This is a genomic window from Hahella sp. HNIBRBA332, from assembly GCF_030719035.1.
Taxonomy (GTDB): Bacteria; Pseudomonadota; Gammaproteobacteria; order Pseudomonadales; family Oleiphilaceae; genus Hahella.
Map to the genome: position 1 here is coordinate 5901377 of NZ_CP132203.1, position 16957 is coordinate 5918333.

Sequence of the window (16957 nt, forward strand, 5' to 3'; positions counted from 1 at the left end):
TTTTCTATGACGCTTCTAGATCCCTCAATATTGGCTTTTCTCGCCGCCGTGGCCATATTCACCGGCTTCGTCAAAGCGGGCGTGCCGGCGTTGGGCGGTCTGATTTCCGCCGCCATGGCGTTGGTGTTTCCTCCCAAAGACGCCTTGGGAATCACCTTGCTGTATCTGCTGGCGGGGGATGTGGTGGCCGTCAGCCTGTACTGGCGGCAGGCGCATTGGAGTGAGCTGGGCAAGATGCTGCCTTCCATTTTTATCGGCATCGGGCTTGGCGCGCTGGCGCTGCAGTTTCTGGATAACGAGAGTCTGGGGCCTGTGATCGGCGTCTTGATTCTGATTCTGGTGGCGATGGAGCCGCTGCGGCCTTATATCACCGCCTGGGCGATGCAACGGCTGACCGCCGTGCGCTATTCCTCGGGGATCATGGCGGGTGTCGCCACGACCATCGGCAATGCCGCCGGTCCCATACTCACCCTGTATTTTTTATTGCTGAAAATCGATAAGCACGGTTTTATCGGCACCGCGGCGGTATTCTTTCTAATCGTCAACCTGACTAAGGTTCCGGTCTACGCCTATCTGGGCGTGCTCAAGGATTATTACCAGCTGAGCTATCTGGCGACAGTTCCCCTGGTGTTGCTCGGCGCCTACGCAGGACGCCATTTTCTGGTCTGGATACCACAACAATGGTTTAACCGCATCGCCCTGATCATGACCGGCGTAGCGGGATTATGGTTATTGCTGCGGGCGCTCTGAGTCCGCTTCCGCGGGTCCGACATAGGCGAAACGTTTTACTTTGACCCCGTCTTTCTCGATGGTTTCATCAAACATCGCCAACGGCCGCACCCACACGCCATAGTCGCCGTACAACGCGCGATACACCACAAACCACTCCTCCGTTTCCGAATGCCGCGCCACCTCCAATAACTGATAGCGGGGTCCTTTGTAATGCTGGTAGATGCCTTTGGGTAAGTGCATGCAGGAATCCTTTGAGTCTCATTCTGTATGGACAAGCCCTGTGATGGGCGGCTGTCTTGTTGGCGGGGAATAATAACGCATTATTAACATGGCGATAATATTGGCCTGTTAATAATCAGGCGCGCGCGGCGGCTAGCTGTGGGAGGCAGGGCCTGGCCTGTGAGGCCCTGTCGTTGCAGGCAAATAGAAGGAAGCTATTTGCTTGCCTGATAAATAGTATGCAATCTGCGCTTTCAACCTGATTCACATCAGCGTACCGCCCTCGCATTCACCAGAACAGGTAGTTCTCCATTTCTGGATAACCCTCTTTTTCCAACAAATATAGCGACAAAGTAGTTCATTCATCTCGCTATTTGAGCCGCCATTTAGAGCTCGTCCGCCGGAACATAAAACGTGAATATTAATCATGTAATGGGGTGACTATTTGCAAGTTTACTTAATCGTTGCGTTTGTAATTAACCATTTGATTTATATAAATTAAAGTAATTTTAATAAATGTCCTTCGAGTGATTGAAATGGATTTGTTTTATTGATTATAAAAATAGAATGACTCGAATAAAGATGAAATATCTGAGTTAGATAAAACAAATCAGTACACAAGGGGTGTAACAGTGAAGACGACTCAAGGTCTGGGATTTTTAACTTCATTAGTGTTTGTAAGCTGCGCGTCTGTTGCGCATGCGACAGTCATTGATTGGAGCAATACAAGCGGCGGTGATTTTAATAATGGCGCAAATTGGGCGGGAGGGACGGCGCCCGGGGCATCGGATACGGCGTCTTTTAACACCAATGCAGGTAGTTCCTATACCGCATCGTTGTCGGGAAACGCAGGTATTCGTGATGTCTCCGTGCAGAATGACCATGTTGTTATCGACCTCAATGAACATGATTTAACGATGCAGTCAGGCATCTCTGTGAATGGTAACGCCGATAGCTATTTGGTATTGAAGAATGGCCAAGTGATTCGGGATAGAGACAGCGCAGAGTTGGCTACAATTCGGGTAGGAAGTGAGTCTGGCGCAAAAGGCAGTCTGACTCTGCAAGGGGCCAGCATCGACAATGTCCACTCCGTATTAATCGGAGATGAGGGAGAGCTGGTAATATCCGAGGGCTCGCATTTGAACTTGTCGAATGGGATAAACGTGGAAAAAGGAGGAAGCTTGAAGGTATCGGGAACATTGGATGGATATCGTGATGCCAGCGTCGGCGGGAGCGCTAGATTTGATGGTGAAGTAGTAGTGGATAACGCTAGCGTTTATATGGATCGTTCTAGTAATCGCACATCCATTAATGGCGACTTTACTATTCAAAATAGTGCTGGGGCCTATTTCGGAGATCTATTTATAGGCGGAAACCTGAAAATGGATGGCACAGATGTCCGCTTAGAAGCTGATCGCCTGGAGATTGGTGGGACGGTTTCGTTCAATCTCGGAGGAGGGATTGTGTCTGATAGTAGTATTTCTATACTTTCAGATGGTCTGATGATTCTGGACAATGGGAGCTTGCTGGCGTATGAAGTGATAGTAGATGGAGGCGAACTTCACGCCGTTGGCGCCGTCGGCGGCATTGATGGTGACCTAATTAACTCTAATCATGGCGCCGTATATATTGGTCCCAACGGTAACAACCGAATCGCAAGCAATAGAGGCGATTATGTTCAGGATAGTTCCAGCACTTTGGCATTGACGTTGGGTGATGAAGATGTATTGACTGGCTATAAGTTGATGATTACTGATGGCGAGGTTTATTTGGATGGGACTTTAGAAATTGACTTGTGGGAGACTTTTAAACCCCAGCTGGATGACGAGTTCACCTTGATTACATCGGACTTCAATATCTACGGTATGTTCAGCAATTTTATACTGCCGAAACTAGATCCAGGCCTCGCCTGGGATTGGGGTGTCGAGCCAAGAAAATATGGTGGAAATCTGTTCAGCCTGAAAGTCGTGGAAGGCCATTCCGTGCCTGAACCCTACACCCTGGTTCTAATGACCATCGGCCTGGCTGGATTCGCTGGCGCGAGGCGCTTTCGTAAAGCGGCGTAATTAGGCTCAAGCAGCTTTAAGTATGGCTCGCTCTTCAAATGAAGTAGTTGGGCGGGCTATGTTTTTAGAATAATTTGACGTCTTGGCTAGAGAGTGGCATAGGATATGCTAACGTCAGTATGTGAACGCTCATACAAGGAGGAAGGCATGAGTCTCATTTCAATAGCGGAAAATCTCTGGATCTACAACGGCGAAGCGGTTCCCTACTTTGGATTGGCGTATACCACCCGCATGACAGTGGTGCGCTTGTCCAACGGCGATATTCTTGTTCACTCCCCCATTCGTTACGATGAAAATTTAGCTCGGGAAGTGGCGGAGCTGGGACCGGTCAAATATCTGGTGACGCCCAATAAACTTCATCATTTATTTTTGCCTCAGTGGATGGCGCATTTCCCAGACGCCGCCTGCTATGGCACTCCTGGCTTGCAGGAAAAACGTAAGGATATTTCCTTCGATGGATTACTGGGCGAAAACCCGGAGCCTGGATGGGAAAAGGATATGGACCAGACTTTGTTTCGCGGCAGTTTCGCCATGAAAGAAGCGGTTTTCTTTCATCGCAGCAGTCGCACTCTGATCCTTGGGGATTTGATCGAAAACTTCCGGATGGACCACTTTCATGGTTGGCGACGCTGGGTCGCTTTGCTGACGGGGATTATCGCGCCTCATGGCAAGACGCCAATAGACTGGCGCCTTACGTTTATATTCGGCAGGTCCAAAGCCAGGGCCGCGCTACGCAAAATGCAGGCGTGGCGCCCGGACAACATTATCATTGCCCATGGCGAATGTGTGATCGGCCATGGCTCTGAGTTTCTGGCGCGGTCTTTTTCCTGGCTTAAATAGCAGGTCGGCGCGGGGCCGTCTACATCAGGTCGACCCCGCACTTCAGATCTTCGAACCAGGACAGGAACTGGCCGATTTTGTCTTTGCCGAAAAACGGCTTACCGTGCTGCGGCAGCATCATTTCCACATCCAGTTTGCGCACCTGATTCACCCATGCCTGACAGGCTTTGTTAGAAGCCATATAGCGCTTATGAAAGCCTTCCATCAACGGGATATGCTTAGCCATATCCTGCACGGGCTCATGATCCCAGCCCGGCGTCATGGCGGCGCCGACGTCGCCGGAGAACAGGATTTTGCTGACTGGATCGTAGAAGTGAAAGTTACCAACTGAGTGTAAAAAGTGCGCAGGCACCGCGCGAATCTGGGATTTGCCCAAGGGGATCTGCGCTCCGTCGTCCGGCAACTCCACCATGCGGTGGCTGAGAGATTTATTCATCTTTCCGGAGACGAACTCCGACACCAAATGCGGCAGGAAGCGAGCCCACAGACGTGAGGTTACTACCTGACAGTCAGTATGCATCAGCCAGCGCGGCAACGAAGTGATGATGTCCGGGTCCTGATGCGAGGCGAAGACATAACGCAGGGAGGACTTGATGGAAATGTGTTTGGACAGTTCAATGGAAAGCGGCGTGTAGGTCAGTTCGCCGCCGGGATCAAAGAGCGCGGCTTCGCCATGGTCCACGATGACCAATTGATTGCTGGGAATCGCTTCCCCTTCGACCAGACCGGTCAGGAACAGGCAGATATGCCCATTTTTATCATACAACTTCATTGCTTTTTGGCTCATATTCCCTCCATAGCCATTCGGCGCTGGCCGTCTCGGTTAAAATTAAGACAACCTGACAAGAAAGCGGCGTATTGTACGTGGCAAGCCCGATGCGGCTCTGATATAGGTCAAAATGGAGAGGTTACGGAGGCCTGAACGATAAAGATATCAAGGAAAATAGGGGGCTCAGGCTTGTTCGAGCAGCTGTTCGACCAGGGGGACCACACCCTGGGTGGCGGGCTCATTGATCACTATTGCGTCGTGCGCCTCTGGATCAGCGTTAGGATCGACGATATACATGGTGACGCCGCGCATGCGCTTCTCCACCAGGTAAGCGGCGGGATATACCTCCAGAGACGTACCCACCACCAGCATGATGTCGGCGCTATGGACGATTTTCTGCGCCTGAGAGAACAAAGGGACAGGTTCGCCAAACCAGACTACGTCTGGTCGTAACTGGCTGCCTCTTTCGCATTTGTCGCCAATGTTGATGTCCCGATCGCCGTGCTGGTAAACCAGCTTAGGGTTCACTGAACTGCGGCTTTTCATCAACTCGCCATGGATATGCAGTACTTGACTGGAACCAGCGCGCTCATGCAGGTTATCCACATTCTGAGTGATGATGGACACCAGATAGCACTCCTCCAGCCGGCTCAGGGCGTAGTGCGCGGCGTTGGGCTGAGCTGCGGCCATGATGCGGCGTTGCGCGTTCCAGTAGGTCAGCACTTTTTCGCGATCTTTGCGCCAGCCTGTCAGAGAGGCGACTTCGTTATAGTCGGTGTCGCGCCAAAGGCCGTTTTCGCCACGATAAGTTTGAATGCCGCTTTCGGCGCTAATTCCGGCGCCTGTAATTACCACGATATGCTTCATAAAAAACGTACTTCAATATTGGGGAAATGCACTGAGCGTGCGAATCAGCATGCCAAACAATATGCCGTCCAGGCAACCTGGAATACCCCTGACGCTGAGTTACGTCAGCGCCAGTCGTTCACAAGGAGAGGCTATGAGTTTCGACGCTTTTGTTGCGCGCCACTTAAGGGACTCGCAGGGATTATTAGGAAACATGCTCGCCAGTTGGATGAGTAACGCTCATGACGAGCTAAATCAGTTCATGAAGCAGGCCATGTGCCTGGGACCTTCCGACCGTGTGCTTGAAATCGGCTTCGGCGCCGGCAGGCTGATTCGTGAAATGGCGCATATCACCACCAACGGCGGAGTCGCGGGCATTGATACGTCGATGGCCATGGTGTCACGGGCGACGCGCAATAATCGGAAACTCATCTCCTCCGGGAGGGTGACGCTGGTGAACGCCTCCGTTGAGAGCATTCCCTTTGATGATGCGGCGTTCACCAAAGTGTGCAGCGCCAATACGCTGCATTTCTGGCCGGACCCGGAAGAGAATATTCGCGAGATAGTTCGCGTACTCACCAATGGAGGGACACTGGCGTTGGGATTTCGTTTGGAGAATCAGCCCGACGGGCAGCCACTCTCACGACATGGCTTTAGGCTTTGCTCTGAAGACAGCGTCATGGCGCTGTTGCGCCTGGCGGGCTTTTCCAGCATTGAAATGCTGCAGGAAAAACGTCGGCAAATGACTTCCTACTGTGCGTTGGCGACCAAATAGTCACCGACTTTGAGATCATCTGGCGTGACGTAAAAGCTGGCCCCGATGCGACTTTTAACCGTGACGCCATCTTGTATCATCGCCAGACATCCACTGATTTCTACAGCGCATTCCAGTTGATTGGGGCGCGCTATATCAATCATTATCAGGTAGCGGTTTCCGGCAGCCGATAGGACCGCCGTTTCACTGTGACTTCCGGCGCGCTGCAGCAGCTCTGCATAGGAAGCGTCCCAAAGCTCTTTCATCGCAGCCTGCAGCGCCACGATGGCGTATTGATGTTCGTTATTACTCAACAAAGGAATAATCTCATGGATAAAGACAATGCTCGGATTGCGTTAGTTACCGGAGGTAGTAAGGGTATCGAACTGGTCGTGGCGAAGAAACTGTTGCGTCAGGGGGATTGCGTGGTCACCTGCGGCAGAAACGACGCCAACTGGAAAGAGGCGAAGGCCACGCACCCCGCGCTGGACCTCGCAGTTGCAAGACAGTCATAATCCGCAACAGAAGCAAACCGCCTCGCAGGCGCCTATCGGCCGCTTTGCTAATCCGGAAGAGGTGGCGGAAGCCACTGTCTGGCCGGCCTCCGAGAGTGCAAGTTATGTGGTCGGCCACACGCTGGTGGTGGATGGAGGCTTGTCGCTTACCTGAATGTTGCGTTGAACTGGAATACCAAGAGTGAGGACTAATGTCTTATCTTGCCCCGGCGGCGGCCGTGGAAACTGTCTCTGAAGTGAAAAAAAGCCGTTTCATCACTCGCGCCGGCTATGCGGACAGTCGTGAGGCTGCGATGGCGATGCTGGCGCAGGCGAAACAGGATTACCCCGACGCTGGACATCACTGCTGGGCTTATCTGTTGGGCAACCCGAAATCCGCGCAGAGCGCGGCCATGTCTGATGACGGCGAACCCAGCGGCACGGCGGGAAAGCCGATATTGAACGTGCTGCAACATAAGGGCGTTGGCGATGTCATGGTGATCGTCATTCGCTACTTTGGCGGCGTCAAACTGGGAGCGGGCGGATTGGTGAGAGCCTACTCCGGCGCCGCCCAGCAGGCGATGGTGGAATTGCCGGTTCAGCTTCGGGAAACCCTGACCAGCATTAGCCTGAGCTGTGATTTTCGTCATGAGCAGGTATTGCGCTTATGGCTGGATCAACATGGCGCCCGTAATGTGACTGCGGAATACGCAGAGCAAGTCACGCTCAGCGCCGAGTTGCCCCAGGATAAGCTGACCGCTTTGCAGGAGTTCGCCGCTGGTTTAGGGGTGACATTGACGGTTGCGGAATAAGTAAAGCGACTACTGTAACCTGTCAGTTAGCGCTTATAGGATAGTTGCCAGCGGCGTCCGCATAATTTCTAATGGTCGCGTTAGCGCCCGAATTGATAATCAGACCGAATGATTTAATCCGGACCTGCTTATGGGCGGGTTCGTTCAACTATAGCTGAGGAAGCCTGAGAATGTTGCGAAAACATCTATTGCCTTTAGTCGCCGCCCCTATTTTGAGCCTGGGCTTGGTGTCCGGTTGCGCTAATAGCGGCGCCTACACTGACTCCGCATTGACGCTGGGAGCAGGCGTGCTGCAGGCCACCACCCTGTCGGAAGACCAGGTGAAATCCGTGTCCCAGCAGGCGGCGGATAAGATGGATAAAGAAAACAAAGTGGCCCCGTCCAGCAGCAAATACGCCAAGCGCTTGGAAGCCATTACCCGCAATCTGAAAAACACAGACGGGCTAACGCTGAACTACAAGGTTTATTTGTCCGATCAGATCAACGCTTTCGCCATGGCGGATGGCACTGTGCGGGTATACTCCGGTCTGATGGACGTCATGCCCGACGACCAGGTGCTGGCGGTTATGCAGCATGAGATTGGCCACGTCAAACTCAAACACAGCTACAAGCAGATGCGTGAGAAGATGCTGACGGATGCGGCGTTTCAGGCGGTGGTTTCAGCTGGCGGCACAGTGGGTGAACTGACTCAGTCGCAGTTGGGGCAAATCGCTTACGCCGCCGTCAATGCGCGGTTTTCTCAGGCGGATGAACTGGAGGCAGACGCCTATGCTGTGAAATCGCTAAAACGGTTGGGTAAAGACCCCTACGCCATGAAGCGCTCTATTGAGACCTTGCAGAAGAAAGTCGGTGGTGAATCCAGCTTCCTGAGTTCACATCCGTCCAATGAGAAGCGATTGGAGAAAATTCAGGAAGAGATCAATCGCCTGTAACAAGTAAAGCCTTATCCAGATCAGGGAACGCTTGTTCTGGAGAGTGGATTGAGCGGCGCGCGTCGGTTTGGCGCCGCCGCAAAGCGGGACTACGCTTAAGAAAGTTCAACCAGACGCAGGGAGTGTGTGATGGCCGCGACAACAATCAGTCCTGTAATCAGTAAGGCCGAACAGGAGTCCGGCTATACCGAACCCAACTTTCTCCCCTTTCCGGAAGAAAACGCCTGGAGCGATCTGGCCAAGGTCGTGCGCGGCGCGTTGAATATGTTTCCGCCGTTCTATCTGCAGTCCATTTTTGGGCCGATATCAAGCTGGCCGCCGCCACACCGAGAATTATCGGAATACACCATTCTCGACCTCTGGCGTTTAAAGCGTACGCTCGGGTTTCTGGCGGACGCCAATATCCCGGCTCATTCGCATCTTCCCAACAAATGGGCGCGGACCCTTCTTCCTCCTTTTATCAACCGCCTGTTCTGGCGTCCTAGCGGCTACTTTCAGCAGTCGGACCCATTTGATTCCGTCACTTCATTCAGTCACGAACGCTGGTTTTTCCTCAATGGCATTTTGACCAACAAGGCCATTGCTGAGCTTAACTCGCAGCTGATCAGCCAGATGTTTCAGCGTCCGGTGACGGTTATTCACAATCAGACCAGTTCGTTTTTCTTGGACTTGTTTCAGTGCGCCGTGGGAAAAAGCTTCAAGATCGATCCCGATCTGGAGATTCCTCAGACCATGACCGAACCGGACGTAAAGGCGACTATCGCGTTGCTGGAGGCGATGAAAAATCCGGCGCTGGAGCGGGTGGTGGCGCTCTGTCATTCGCAGGGAACTATCATCGCCGCCAATGTGCTGCGTGCGATCAGTCGCGCGTTGAAAGCGTTGCAGAAATTGAAAGATAACCCGGAATGCAACGACTGGGCGAACCTGGAGTTTATTGATCGCTTGGCGCTGGCGCACCTTACGCCGGATCAGTTTGACCTCATGGATAAGAGCGGTTTTAACGCTTACGCCATTAAATTGCTCAAGAAACTGGAGGTATATACCTTCGCCAATTGCGCCAACACCATGACCTATATCGCCAAAGTAAATATGCCCATTGAGATGGGCGGTGGCGTAACCGCGCTGCCTTATATCGAAAACTTCGCTAATCAGTATGATCTGGTCGCCCGCCTTGGCGTCATCTCCCCGTTGCGGGAGACTGGCTCATCTATCATTGATATTGACGGACCACTCTATCTGCGTACGGATATCGACGCATGGGGGCATCTGCTGAACCAGCATTACTTGTACGCCATTAGCGATTACCTGTCGGCGCCTCAAGGAACCACCCGCAATCCTTATCAGCTAGAAGGCGATAATGCAGACAAAACGCCTAGACTTTACTGTTACTTCCGAGGCGATAGTCCAGAGCGGATAAAGTCGTTGGATGAAAATCTGCGAAGATTCCCTGTCGTATTGGACATGGTTTGATCTGTTTTTTCAGAGCGCCCTAGTTACCAAGGCCCAAAGTGGGGAGAAGTTGAGTCGTATCTCATACGCCGGTTTGTTGATTTTGTGATCAGTATCGCAAGTGAAAAGGCGAAACGAACTTGCTTTTAGTGTGAAAACTACAAGTGTAAAAAATTCTGACGATAATTCCCTTGTCATTCCTGTGAAATACCGCTAGATAATAACTTCATGTTTAATCGGCTAATTGCAGTCGATAATGCCTCCTAAAATATGTGACACATTATTATCTTCGTTAGGAAGTTGTCTATTTATAAAGGTATTGTTGAGTAAAAGACCACATATAGTCTCTTATGAATAATCCTAAGAGTCTATATTTAATATCCGCGAAATGTCGGGACTATTGCTTAGGGCCTATATCTTTTTTTTGTGAATATTTAAATGTGAAATCATCCATTGATTAAAATTTGTTAGGCCTATGTCTAAAGGCCGTGTCCATTAACTTTACTGAGAAAATATACTTTTATATTGGTTAAAAATATAACGATATGTTTTTTATTATATTTTTAAACCAGGGAATACTTTGTGCCTTTCGGGTAACTCCAAAATCAAAATTATAAGGAGTAACCATGCACAAGGTTATTAATGCATTGTTTCTAGCAAGTAGTGCAGTGGCCTTTGTAGGGTCTGCTCAAGCCGCCATTGTAGACATTTACACGGATCAAGCTGCTTGGGCGTTAACAACAGGAGCCTATGAGGTCGAAAGTTTCGACCGGGACGCGTTAACCTCAGGACTAAGTATTTCTTCAGGATGGAGCCACTCCACGGTCAGCGGCGGAAAGTTCTATGACCGTGTTAGCGACACCTATGCGCCCACCGTTTTCGCCTTTGAAGGCGGCGCCACCTCTTTTGGCGGCATTTGGGATTTGGCGGGCCCTGGAGGAGAGGGGACCGGCATCAAGATGGAAATTGAGCTGCTGGACGGCAGCAAGGTTGTCGAAGAAATGGCTCCGACGTTGAGCGGTACTTTCTGGGGCTTCGCTCTGGACCAAGGCTTCTCATCGATCAAGTTCCTGGAAGGTTCTTTCGCTGCGCTGTTTGAAACTTACAGTCTGGATGAACTCTTTTTCACAGGAGTCGCCGGTAAAGACGCGGCTGAGACTAGCGAAGTTCCCGAGCCGGGAGTATTCGCATTGCTAGGTTTGGGCATGCTCGGTTTGTCGATGCGCAGGAGGTCTTCTCAAGCGTAACCGACGTTACCGATGGAATAGGCCGGCGGAGACGTCGGCCTGAACCAGGAGTTAGCTCAAAAACTCCCTTTCCATTTTTTGCGAGAGTGCGCTGCTGCGTTAGCGCCAATGATGTACTCGCTCCTTTTCCCGCTTCTTGTCACATTGAACGCAAGTGCGTCGGGACGATTCTTTCTTCCAGAATTTCTGGAACCATTAGACAAAGCTCCCAGTAGACGCCGTCTTCTTTTTCCGAACGGTGAGAAGCGAAGCTGTATCCCAGCCGGCTCAACACATTTTCAATTCGTTTCGTGGAGAATTCAGGTCCGACTTTGAAAACTCCATTAGAGCGCCCAATACACCTGGCTTCCCGCACCATGCGAAACAACTGTCGCTCAAACTCCTGAGATGTTTTCTTGGTGGTCATGTTCACCGTACTTGGTCTTGCTGAGTGTTGGTTTTGAGTCGAACTTCCCGGACTTAATAGACGAGCTTAACTATGCGGGCCGCCTGTCTCAGCGTTAGGGAATAGTGCGATAACCACAAAAAGTGCGGCCAACAACACTTGTATGAATATGATATAAAAACATCAAGTTATCAATATTTTTTAAACTGATTATTAAGTGTTCGAAAAAGCGAAGACCCAAGGCAAACGGCTAAGCAGGCCGCGGCGTCGTCGCTGTGCGGCCTGGATAGTCTCTTAACGCAATTTGAGCGCGGCCTGAGCTTCAGGATGTCGACTTGCTGGCCAGGTCTCTCACCACATACTGCAGAATTCCCCCATGACGGTAGTAATCCCACTCAGTTGGCGTATCAATGCGTACGTCCATGTCGAAAGTCTTCTTCGAACCTTCTTTATCTACGGCGGTGACAGTAATTGATTTGGGCGCGCTTTCCAGAGAACCGAAGGAGTAAGTTTCCTCTCCGTTGAGGTTCAATGTCTGCGCAGATTCTCCGCCCTTGAACTGGAGAGGCAAGACGCCGAAGCCAACCAAATTGGAACGGTGGATACGCTCATAGCTTTCCGCCAAGACTACTCGCACTCCAAGTAGGCTCACCCCTTTGGCGGCCCAATCGCGACTTGAGCCTGAGCCATACTCTTTCCCGGCGATGACAATCAGCGGAGTTCCGTCTTCCCGGTAGCGTGAGGCGGCGTCGAAGATACTGACGACATCGCCGCTGGGCCAGTGTGTCGTCCAGCCGCCTTCCGTACCCGGCGCCAGTTGGTTGCGCAATCTGACATTGGCGAAGGTGCCGCGCATCATCACTTCATGATTGCCGCGACGACTGCCGAGACTATTGAAATCCCGTTGCTCGACGCCGCATTCGAGCAAATATTTGCCAGCGGGGCTATCCGGCGCGATAGAGCCGGCAGGGGAGATGTGGTCGGTGGTGATGGAGTCGCCCACTTTCACTAATGCCCGCGCCTGTTCAATTTTTGGCAAAGGCGGTGGCGATAGGGTCATGCCGTCAAAGAACGGCGGTTTCTTGATGTAGCTGGAGTCGGGCCAGTCATAGGTTTTACCTTCTGGAACCGGCAACGCGCGCCAGGCGTCAGTCCCTGCAAAAACATCTGCATATTGGCTGCGATAGCGCTCTGAAGAAACCGTGGCGGCGATGAGATCGGCGACTTCTTTTTGCGAAGGCCAAATATCCTTCAAATACACATCCTCGCCATTTTTATCCTGGCCAAGAGGGTCTTTGTAAATATCCATACGCATGGAGCCAGCCAGGGCATAGGCGACCACTAATGGCGGCGAGGCCAGATAGTTGGCGCGTACCTCTGGATGTATGCGGCCTTCGAAGTTGCGGTTACCGGATAAGACGGACGCCACCATGAGTTTGTCTTTGCGAATGGCGTTTTGAATCGCCTCCGGCAGTGGACCGGAATTACCGATGCAGGTCGTGCAACCGAATCCAACCAGATTGAAGCCTAGGGCATCCAAATCATCCATTAGCTCCGCGGCTTTGAGATAAGCCGGCACGACCTGAGAACCCGGCGCGAGGGACGTTTTCACCCAGGGTTTGACGTTTAGCCCGCGCTGTCGCGCATTTCTCGCCACTAACCCTGCCGCCAACATGACCGCTGGGTTAGACGTGTTGGTGCAAGACGTAATGGCGGCGATCACCACATCCCCATGTTGGAGATGATGAGGCTCCCCGTTGTGTTTTTGCCCCGCCATACTGTTGGAAGCGGAGCTCAGGTCCAGATAATCCTGCAGGGTGTTTTCAAAGGACGCTTTGGCGTCGGAGAGCGCGACGCGGTCCTGGGGACGCTTGGGGCCGGCCAGGCTGGGCGTGACTGAGCCCAGGTCCAGCGTCAAAGTATCACTATATTCCGCCGGGCTGGAGCCGGTTTCCCGCCATAGTCCCTGGGCTTTGGCGTAGGTTTCCACCAGATTGATCAGACTGTCTTCTCTGCCTGAAAGCTTAAGGTAGGCTAAAGTCTCTTTATCCACAGGGAAGATGCCGCAGGTGGCGCCATACTCCGGCGCCATATTGGCGATGGTGGCGCGGTCAGCCAAGGGCAGGTGATCGAGACCATCGCCATAAAACTCGACGAATTTACCCACCACGCCTTTCTTGCGCAGTATTTGCGTGACAGTGAGAACGAGGTCTGTGGCGGTCGCGCCTTCGGCGAGCTTGCCGGTGAATTTGAAGCCCACGACTTCCGGCGCCAGCATGCTCACCGGTTGCCCCAGCATGGCGGCTTCTGCTTCAATACCGCCAACGCCCCAGCCCAGTATGCCGAGGCCATTGATCATGGTGGTGTGAGAATCAGTGCCTACCAGCGTGTCGGGATAAGCGAACCACTCACCGTCGATTTCTTTCTGCATCACCACCTGTCCCAGATATTCCAGGTTCACTTGATGTACGATGCCGGTGCCGGGAGGCACTACTCTGAAGTTGGAAAACGCTTTTTGTCCCCAACGCAGAAACTTGTAACGTTCTTCATTGCGCTCGAATTCAATTTGAGTGTTGCGCGCAAGGGCGTCGTTGTCACCGAAATAGTCGACCATCACGGAATGGTCGATGACCAGATCTACTGGCTCAAGGGGATTAATCAACTTGGGATCGCCGCCGAGACTCATCATCGCGTCGCGCATGGCGGCCAGATCCACTACCACTGGAACCCCGGTGAAATCCTGTAAGACAACCCGCGCTGGCGTGAACGCAACCTGCGTGCTGGGTTGGGCGTTGGCGTCCCATTGCGCGAGAGCGGCGATGTCATCTTTGGTGATGCTATAACCATCTTCCCGCCGCAACAGATTTTCCAGCAGGATCTTGATGGAATAGGGCAGCCTTTCGACCTTATATTCCGCCGGCATTGAAGGTAACCGATGGATGCGATAGCTGCGGTCTCCGACGGATAAATTGGAGAGAGTGTTAAAACTATTCATGGCGCCTCCTTGATCCGCCTGGTCGGGAAGGAAGGTTAACCGCTTGCGGCGCCGGCTCCATGTACTGCTGCATTGGGAGAGGAGGCGGGCTTGGATAACCGGCCGAACCGTTCCCAGGCCTTTTCATGAAAGAAATAGGCTACAGTGTTGCACAGTGGCTCCACTAATGCGATAGCGCCTCCGACGATGAGGTCGCCGGTTAACAGGTACCCGACAGTGAAGGCGACGCTGAAATGGATGATGGCGAAGGTTAACGTTTTGATCATGTCTGACTCCCCCGTACCACGGTAGCCGTTTATGTGTCAGGGGTAGATTAGAATGATTCTCATTATTGTAAAAGGTAATCATAACTATGCTTCCGATTGATATGTTTAATCAGATGCAGGAGTGAATACTGGTGTTTTTAAGTAATGAGCGCCAGAGTGGATTGCTAATACAGGACGCAGATCCAGCTCAGAGTTGTTGATGATAAACCTGATAGCCAATCCATAGAATTGAGCCTAGCAACCCCAGATAACCCAGCACTAATCCGGTGATAGCCAGTCCTGCGCCGGTCAGCACGCCAGCGCTTTCCCGAATTTTGTGGAGGGCGATATGTCCACAGATGATCGCTATCAGGGAACCAAAGAAGAACAGCCCGATAAGGCTGAAGATAAAGCTGGTGACCGCCAGGCCGGAGGTGTGGGAAAACGTGGCTTTGCCCGATGTCGGGTTGGTGTTGACGCGTTCTCTCGATTGCGATTGCGATTGCGACGACGGGGGCGTATGCGCAGCGGGAGAAGGGCTAACTGCTTGAGCTGACGCGCCTGGCGCAGGCGTTGGCTCTGGTGTGGCGGCTCTTTCCAGGAAATAGATTTCCGTCGCCAGTGTACCTAGCGGCAGGAAGTCCACTTTGTCTCCCCGTCGTGGCGCTTCCTGACTTTTCCACTCAGCCAGGCTAAAGGCGTAACGGTTGCCTTGATGACATCTCAACACGCCTTCACGGTTGTTATGGTTGATATCAAGCACTACTCCGTCCATATCTCTCACCTAAGTCTGCTGGAACTCTATATGCGTCATTTGGAAAATAGGGAAGCCGGTTAGTGTAACGGACGCAAACAGCGGAAGTAGCCTGGGGCAAACCCTAGGGCGTTGGGTCGCTTTACTGGAAAAATATCAAATAGAATCAGAGAGAAAGCACCGTTTATCCAGTCCTTGTCGGACTGCTTATGTAGATGGGAAGGATGCGATGAGCAACGGGCGGACATGGCTTTTCCGCCCTGTGCGGTTGAAGGAGATGGGCGCAGAGGAGGCTAAACCGGTCACTCCTTGGCGACGCGTCTTTCTATAATAGCGGGATCGTCCCAGCGATAGATGCGGTTTTCCGTATAGGTGACTTCGGGAACTCGTTCCCCCTCGGAGAGCTTTTTCAAATAGCGGTAACTGATTCGTCCCATCTCCGCGAAGTCAATGGATACGTAGGCGTGGACGAGCTTTTCACTCAGTTGATCAAGCTGTTCGGGCAGTGGCGTGCCAATGCCAATGATGATGATTTTATTCAGTGAGTCCAGGTACTCGGCTTTCGCCGGCATCAGAATTTCACGATACAGGCTGAGATCGCTTTGCGGCCAGGCTCCGACAGAGACGAAAGCATGTATTTCCTTGTTGTAAATCGCTTCCCGCATCTGCAGTAATGCGCGGTCATACTTGTCCCAGTTGTACCAGGGGCAACGCTCAGGCTCTTGCCAGCCGTTTTCGCCTTTTAACTTTTGCCCGGCGGGAAAGGCGTCATCGCCGCTAAGCACCTGACGCACGCCCTGCAAACGGGCGTTGAGATTAGGGTTGTAAGGACCGCCGCTCATCAGGCAAACGGAGCCGCCTTGCGGGCGCAGGCGCATCGCCTGGGCGCCCAGGTTGCGCCCGAAGCCCAAGTTGTCCGGACCTACATATGCGCTGCGTAAGCTTGCGTGCTGCTTTTCCAGATCGGAGTCGAAAGTGATAACGGGAATGCCGCGTTCCGAGGCGGCGCGTAAGGAGCTGGCGAAGAGAAACTCGGAGTTGGTAATGGAAACGGCGATGCCGTCTATGCGTCGCTCCATTGCATCCAACAGGGCGCGGTCCTGATTGCGGAAGTGCGCAGGGCCGACCTCCCCAATGTGAATGCAGGTGTCGTCATTAAGGCGGGCTTCTTCTTCACATCCCTTCCAGGCGTTGATGAAGTTGATGTCCTCCACGCTCTTGCCGGCGATGCCGAAAATGCGTCCGGAGGCCTGCGTCGCAGAAGCGGCCAGGGATAGCGACAGTGCTGTGAAGAGATGGATCCCAAAGAGCCAGGATCGACAGTCCATGTGCATCTCCAAAACTCATTGAAACCAGTGATGTCTCTAAGTATGGAGCAATTTCCGTGAAATACACGGCAATAGCCATTAATGGCGTCG

19 protein-coding genes are annotated in these 16957 nt (G+C 52.4%); 10 read left to right on the plus strand and 9 right to left on the minus strand.

Annotated features, from left to right (window positions below):
- Window positions 1-6 precede the first annotated feature (6 nt).
- Window positions 7-750 (plus strand): sulfite exporter TauE/SafE family protein, encoded by a 744-nt coding sequence (locus tag O5O45_RS26035; RefSeq protein ID WP_305902227.1) that lies wholly within the window; start codon window positions 7-9, stop codon window positions 748-750.
- Here O5O45_RS26035 and O5O45_RS26040 read toward each other — a convergent pair.
- Window positions 730-972 carry a DUF1653 domain-containing protein gene (locus tag O5O45_RS26040; RefSeq protein ID WP_305902228.1) on the minus strand — a complete coding sequence of 81 codons (243 nt, stop codon included), beginning with the start codon at window positions 970-972 and terminating at the stop codon, window positions 730-732. The two genes, O5O45_RS26035 and O5O45_RS26040, sit on opposite strands and share 21 nt — an antisense overlap.
- A gap of 611 nt (window positions 973-1583) precedes the next feature.
- Between O5O45_RS26040 and O5O45_RS26045 the strand changes: the two genes are divergently transcribed.
- A complete protein-coding gene (locus O5O45_RS26045; RefSeq protein ID WP_305902229.1) occupies window positions 1584-3017 on the plus strand; it encodes a PEP-CTERM sorting domain-containing protein in 1434 nt (477 codons plus the stop codon).
- Window positions 3018-3164: 147 nt separating this feature from the next.
- Entirely contained in the window at window positions 3165-3857 is a 693-nt protein-coding gene (locus O5O45_RS26050; protein ID WP_305902230.1) for a DUF4336 domain-containing protein, read from the plus strand.
- A 19-nt stretch (window positions 3858-3876) separates the two neighbouring features.
- On the opposite strand, the gene O5O45_RS26055 is transcribed toward O5O45_RS26050, so the two are convergent.
- On the minus strand, window positions 3877-4644 hold the full coding sequence (locus O5O45_RS26055) for an oxygen-binding di-iron domain-containing protein (protein ID WP_011400555.1): 768 nt from the start codon (window positions 4642-4644) through the stop codon (window positions 3877-3879).
- A 165-nt stretch (window positions 4645-4809) separates the two neighbouring features.
- A complete protein-coding gene (locus O5O45_RS26060) occupies window positions 4810-5493 on the minus strand; it encodes an SIR2 family NAD-dependent protein deacylase (RefSeq protein WP_305902231.1) in 684 nt (227 codons plus the stop codon).
- Window positions 5494-5626: 133 nt separating this feature from the next.
- Between O5O45_RS26060 and O5O45_RS26065 the strand changes: the two genes are divergently transcribed.
- Window positions 5627-6247 (plus strand): class I SAM-dependent methyltransferase, encoded by a 621-nt coding sequence (locus O5O45_RS26065; protein ID WP_305902232.1) that lies wholly within the window; start codon window positions 5627-5629, stop codon window positions 6245-6247.
- On the opposite strand, the gene O5O45_RS26070 is transcribed toward O5O45_RS26065, so the two are convergent.
- A complete protein-coding gene (locus O5O45_RS26070) occupies window positions 6223-6540 on the minus strand; it encodes a hypothetical protein (protein ID WP_305902233.1) in 318 nt (105 codons plus the stop codon). The genes O5O45_RS26065 and O5O45_RS26070 overlap by 25 nt on opposite strands.
- Window positions 6541-6555: 15 nt before the next feature.
- Between O5O45_RS26070 and O5O45_RS26075 the strand changes: the two genes are divergently transcribed.
- The 6 genes from O5O45_RS26075 (at window position 6556) to O5O45_RS26100 (ending at window position 11160) form a co-directional block, all read left to right on the plus strand.
- Window positions 6556-6741 carry an SDR family NAD(P)-dependent oxidoreductase gene (locus tag O5O45_RS26075; RefSeq protein WP_305902234.1) on the plus strand — a complete coding sequence of 62 codons (186 nt, stop codon included), beginning with the start codon at window positions 6556-6558 and terminating at the stop codon, window positions 6739-6741.
- Window positions 6725-6895: an SDR family oxidoreductase gene (locus O5O45_RS26080; RefSeq protein WP_305902235.1), complete on the plus strand. Its 171-nt coding sequence runs from the start codon at window positions 6725-6727 to the stop codon at window positions 6893-6895. Before O5O45_RS26075 ends, O5O45_RS26080 begins: the two co-directional genes overlap by 17 nt.
- A 37-nt stretch (window positions 6896-6932) precedes the next feature.
- The gene (locus O5O45_RS26085; RefSeq protein WP_305902236.1) at window positions 6933-7532 is read left to right on the plus strand and encodes a YigZ family protein; all 600 of its coding nucleotides are present in this window, start codon (window positions 6933-6935) and stop codon (window positions 7530-7532) included.
- Between the two features lie 170 nt (window positions 7533-7702).
- Complete coding sequence (locus tag O5O45_RS26090) at window positions 7703-8464, plus strand: M48 family metallopeptidase (protein ID WP_305902237.1); 762 nt, start codon at window positions 7703-7705, stop codon at window positions 8462-8464.
- Window positions 8465-8593: 129 nt separating this feature from the next.
- On the plus strand, window positions 8594-9934 hold the full coding sequence (locus O5O45_RS26095; protein ID WP_305902238.1) for a hypothetical protein: 1341 nt from the start codon (window positions 8594-8596) through the stop codon (window positions 9932-9934).
- Window positions 9935-10539: 605 nt separating this feature from the next.
- On the plus strand, window positions 10540-11160 hold the full coding sequence (locus O5O45_RS26100) for a PEP-CTERM sorting domain-containing protein (RefSeq protein ID WP_305902239.1): 621 nt from the start codon (window positions 10540-10542) through the stop codon (window positions 11158-11160).
- 139 nt (window positions 11161-11299) lie between these two features.
- Here O5O45_RS26100 and O5O45_RS26105 read toward each other — a convergent pair whose 3' ends face one another.
- From O5O45_RS26105 to O5O45_RS26125, 5 genes are all read right to left on the minus strand, one after another.
- Window positions 11300-11566 (minus strand): hypothetical protein, encoded by a 267-nt coding sequence (locus O5O45_RS26105; protein ID WP_305902240.1) that lies wholly within the window; start codon window positions 11564-11566, stop codon window positions 11300-11302.
- Window positions 11567-11867: 301 nt separating this feature from the next.
- Window positions 11868-14540 carry an aconitate hydratase AcnA gene (gene acnA / locus O5O45_RS26110; RefSeq protein ID WP_305902241.1) on the minus strand — a complete coding sequence of 891 codons (2673 nt, stop codon included), beginning with the start codon at window positions 14538-14540 and terminating at the stop codon, window positions 11868-11870.
- A 35-nt stretch (window positions 14541-14575) separates the two neighbouring features.
- Complete coding sequence (locus tag O5O45_RS26115) at window positions 14576-14806, minus strand: DUF2061 domain-containing protein (RefSeq protein WP_305902242.1); 231 nt, start codon at window positions 14804-14806, stop codon at window positions 14576-14578.
- A gap of 187 nt (window positions 14807-14993) precedes the next feature.
- Window positions 14994-15560 (minus strand): DUF4190 domain-containing protein, encoded by a 567-nt coding sequence (locus O5O45_RS26120; protein ID WP_305902243.1) that lies wholly within the window; start codon window positions 15558-15560, stop codon window positions 14994-14996.
- A 281-nt stretch (window positions 15561-15841) separates the two neighbouring features.
- A complete protein-coding gene (locus tag O5O45_RS26125) occupies window positions 15842-16867 on the minus strand; it encodes a substrate-binding domain-containing protein (RefSeq protein ID WP_305902244.1) in 1026 nt (341 codons plus the stop codon).
- Window positions 16868-16957: the final 90 nt, after the last annotated feature.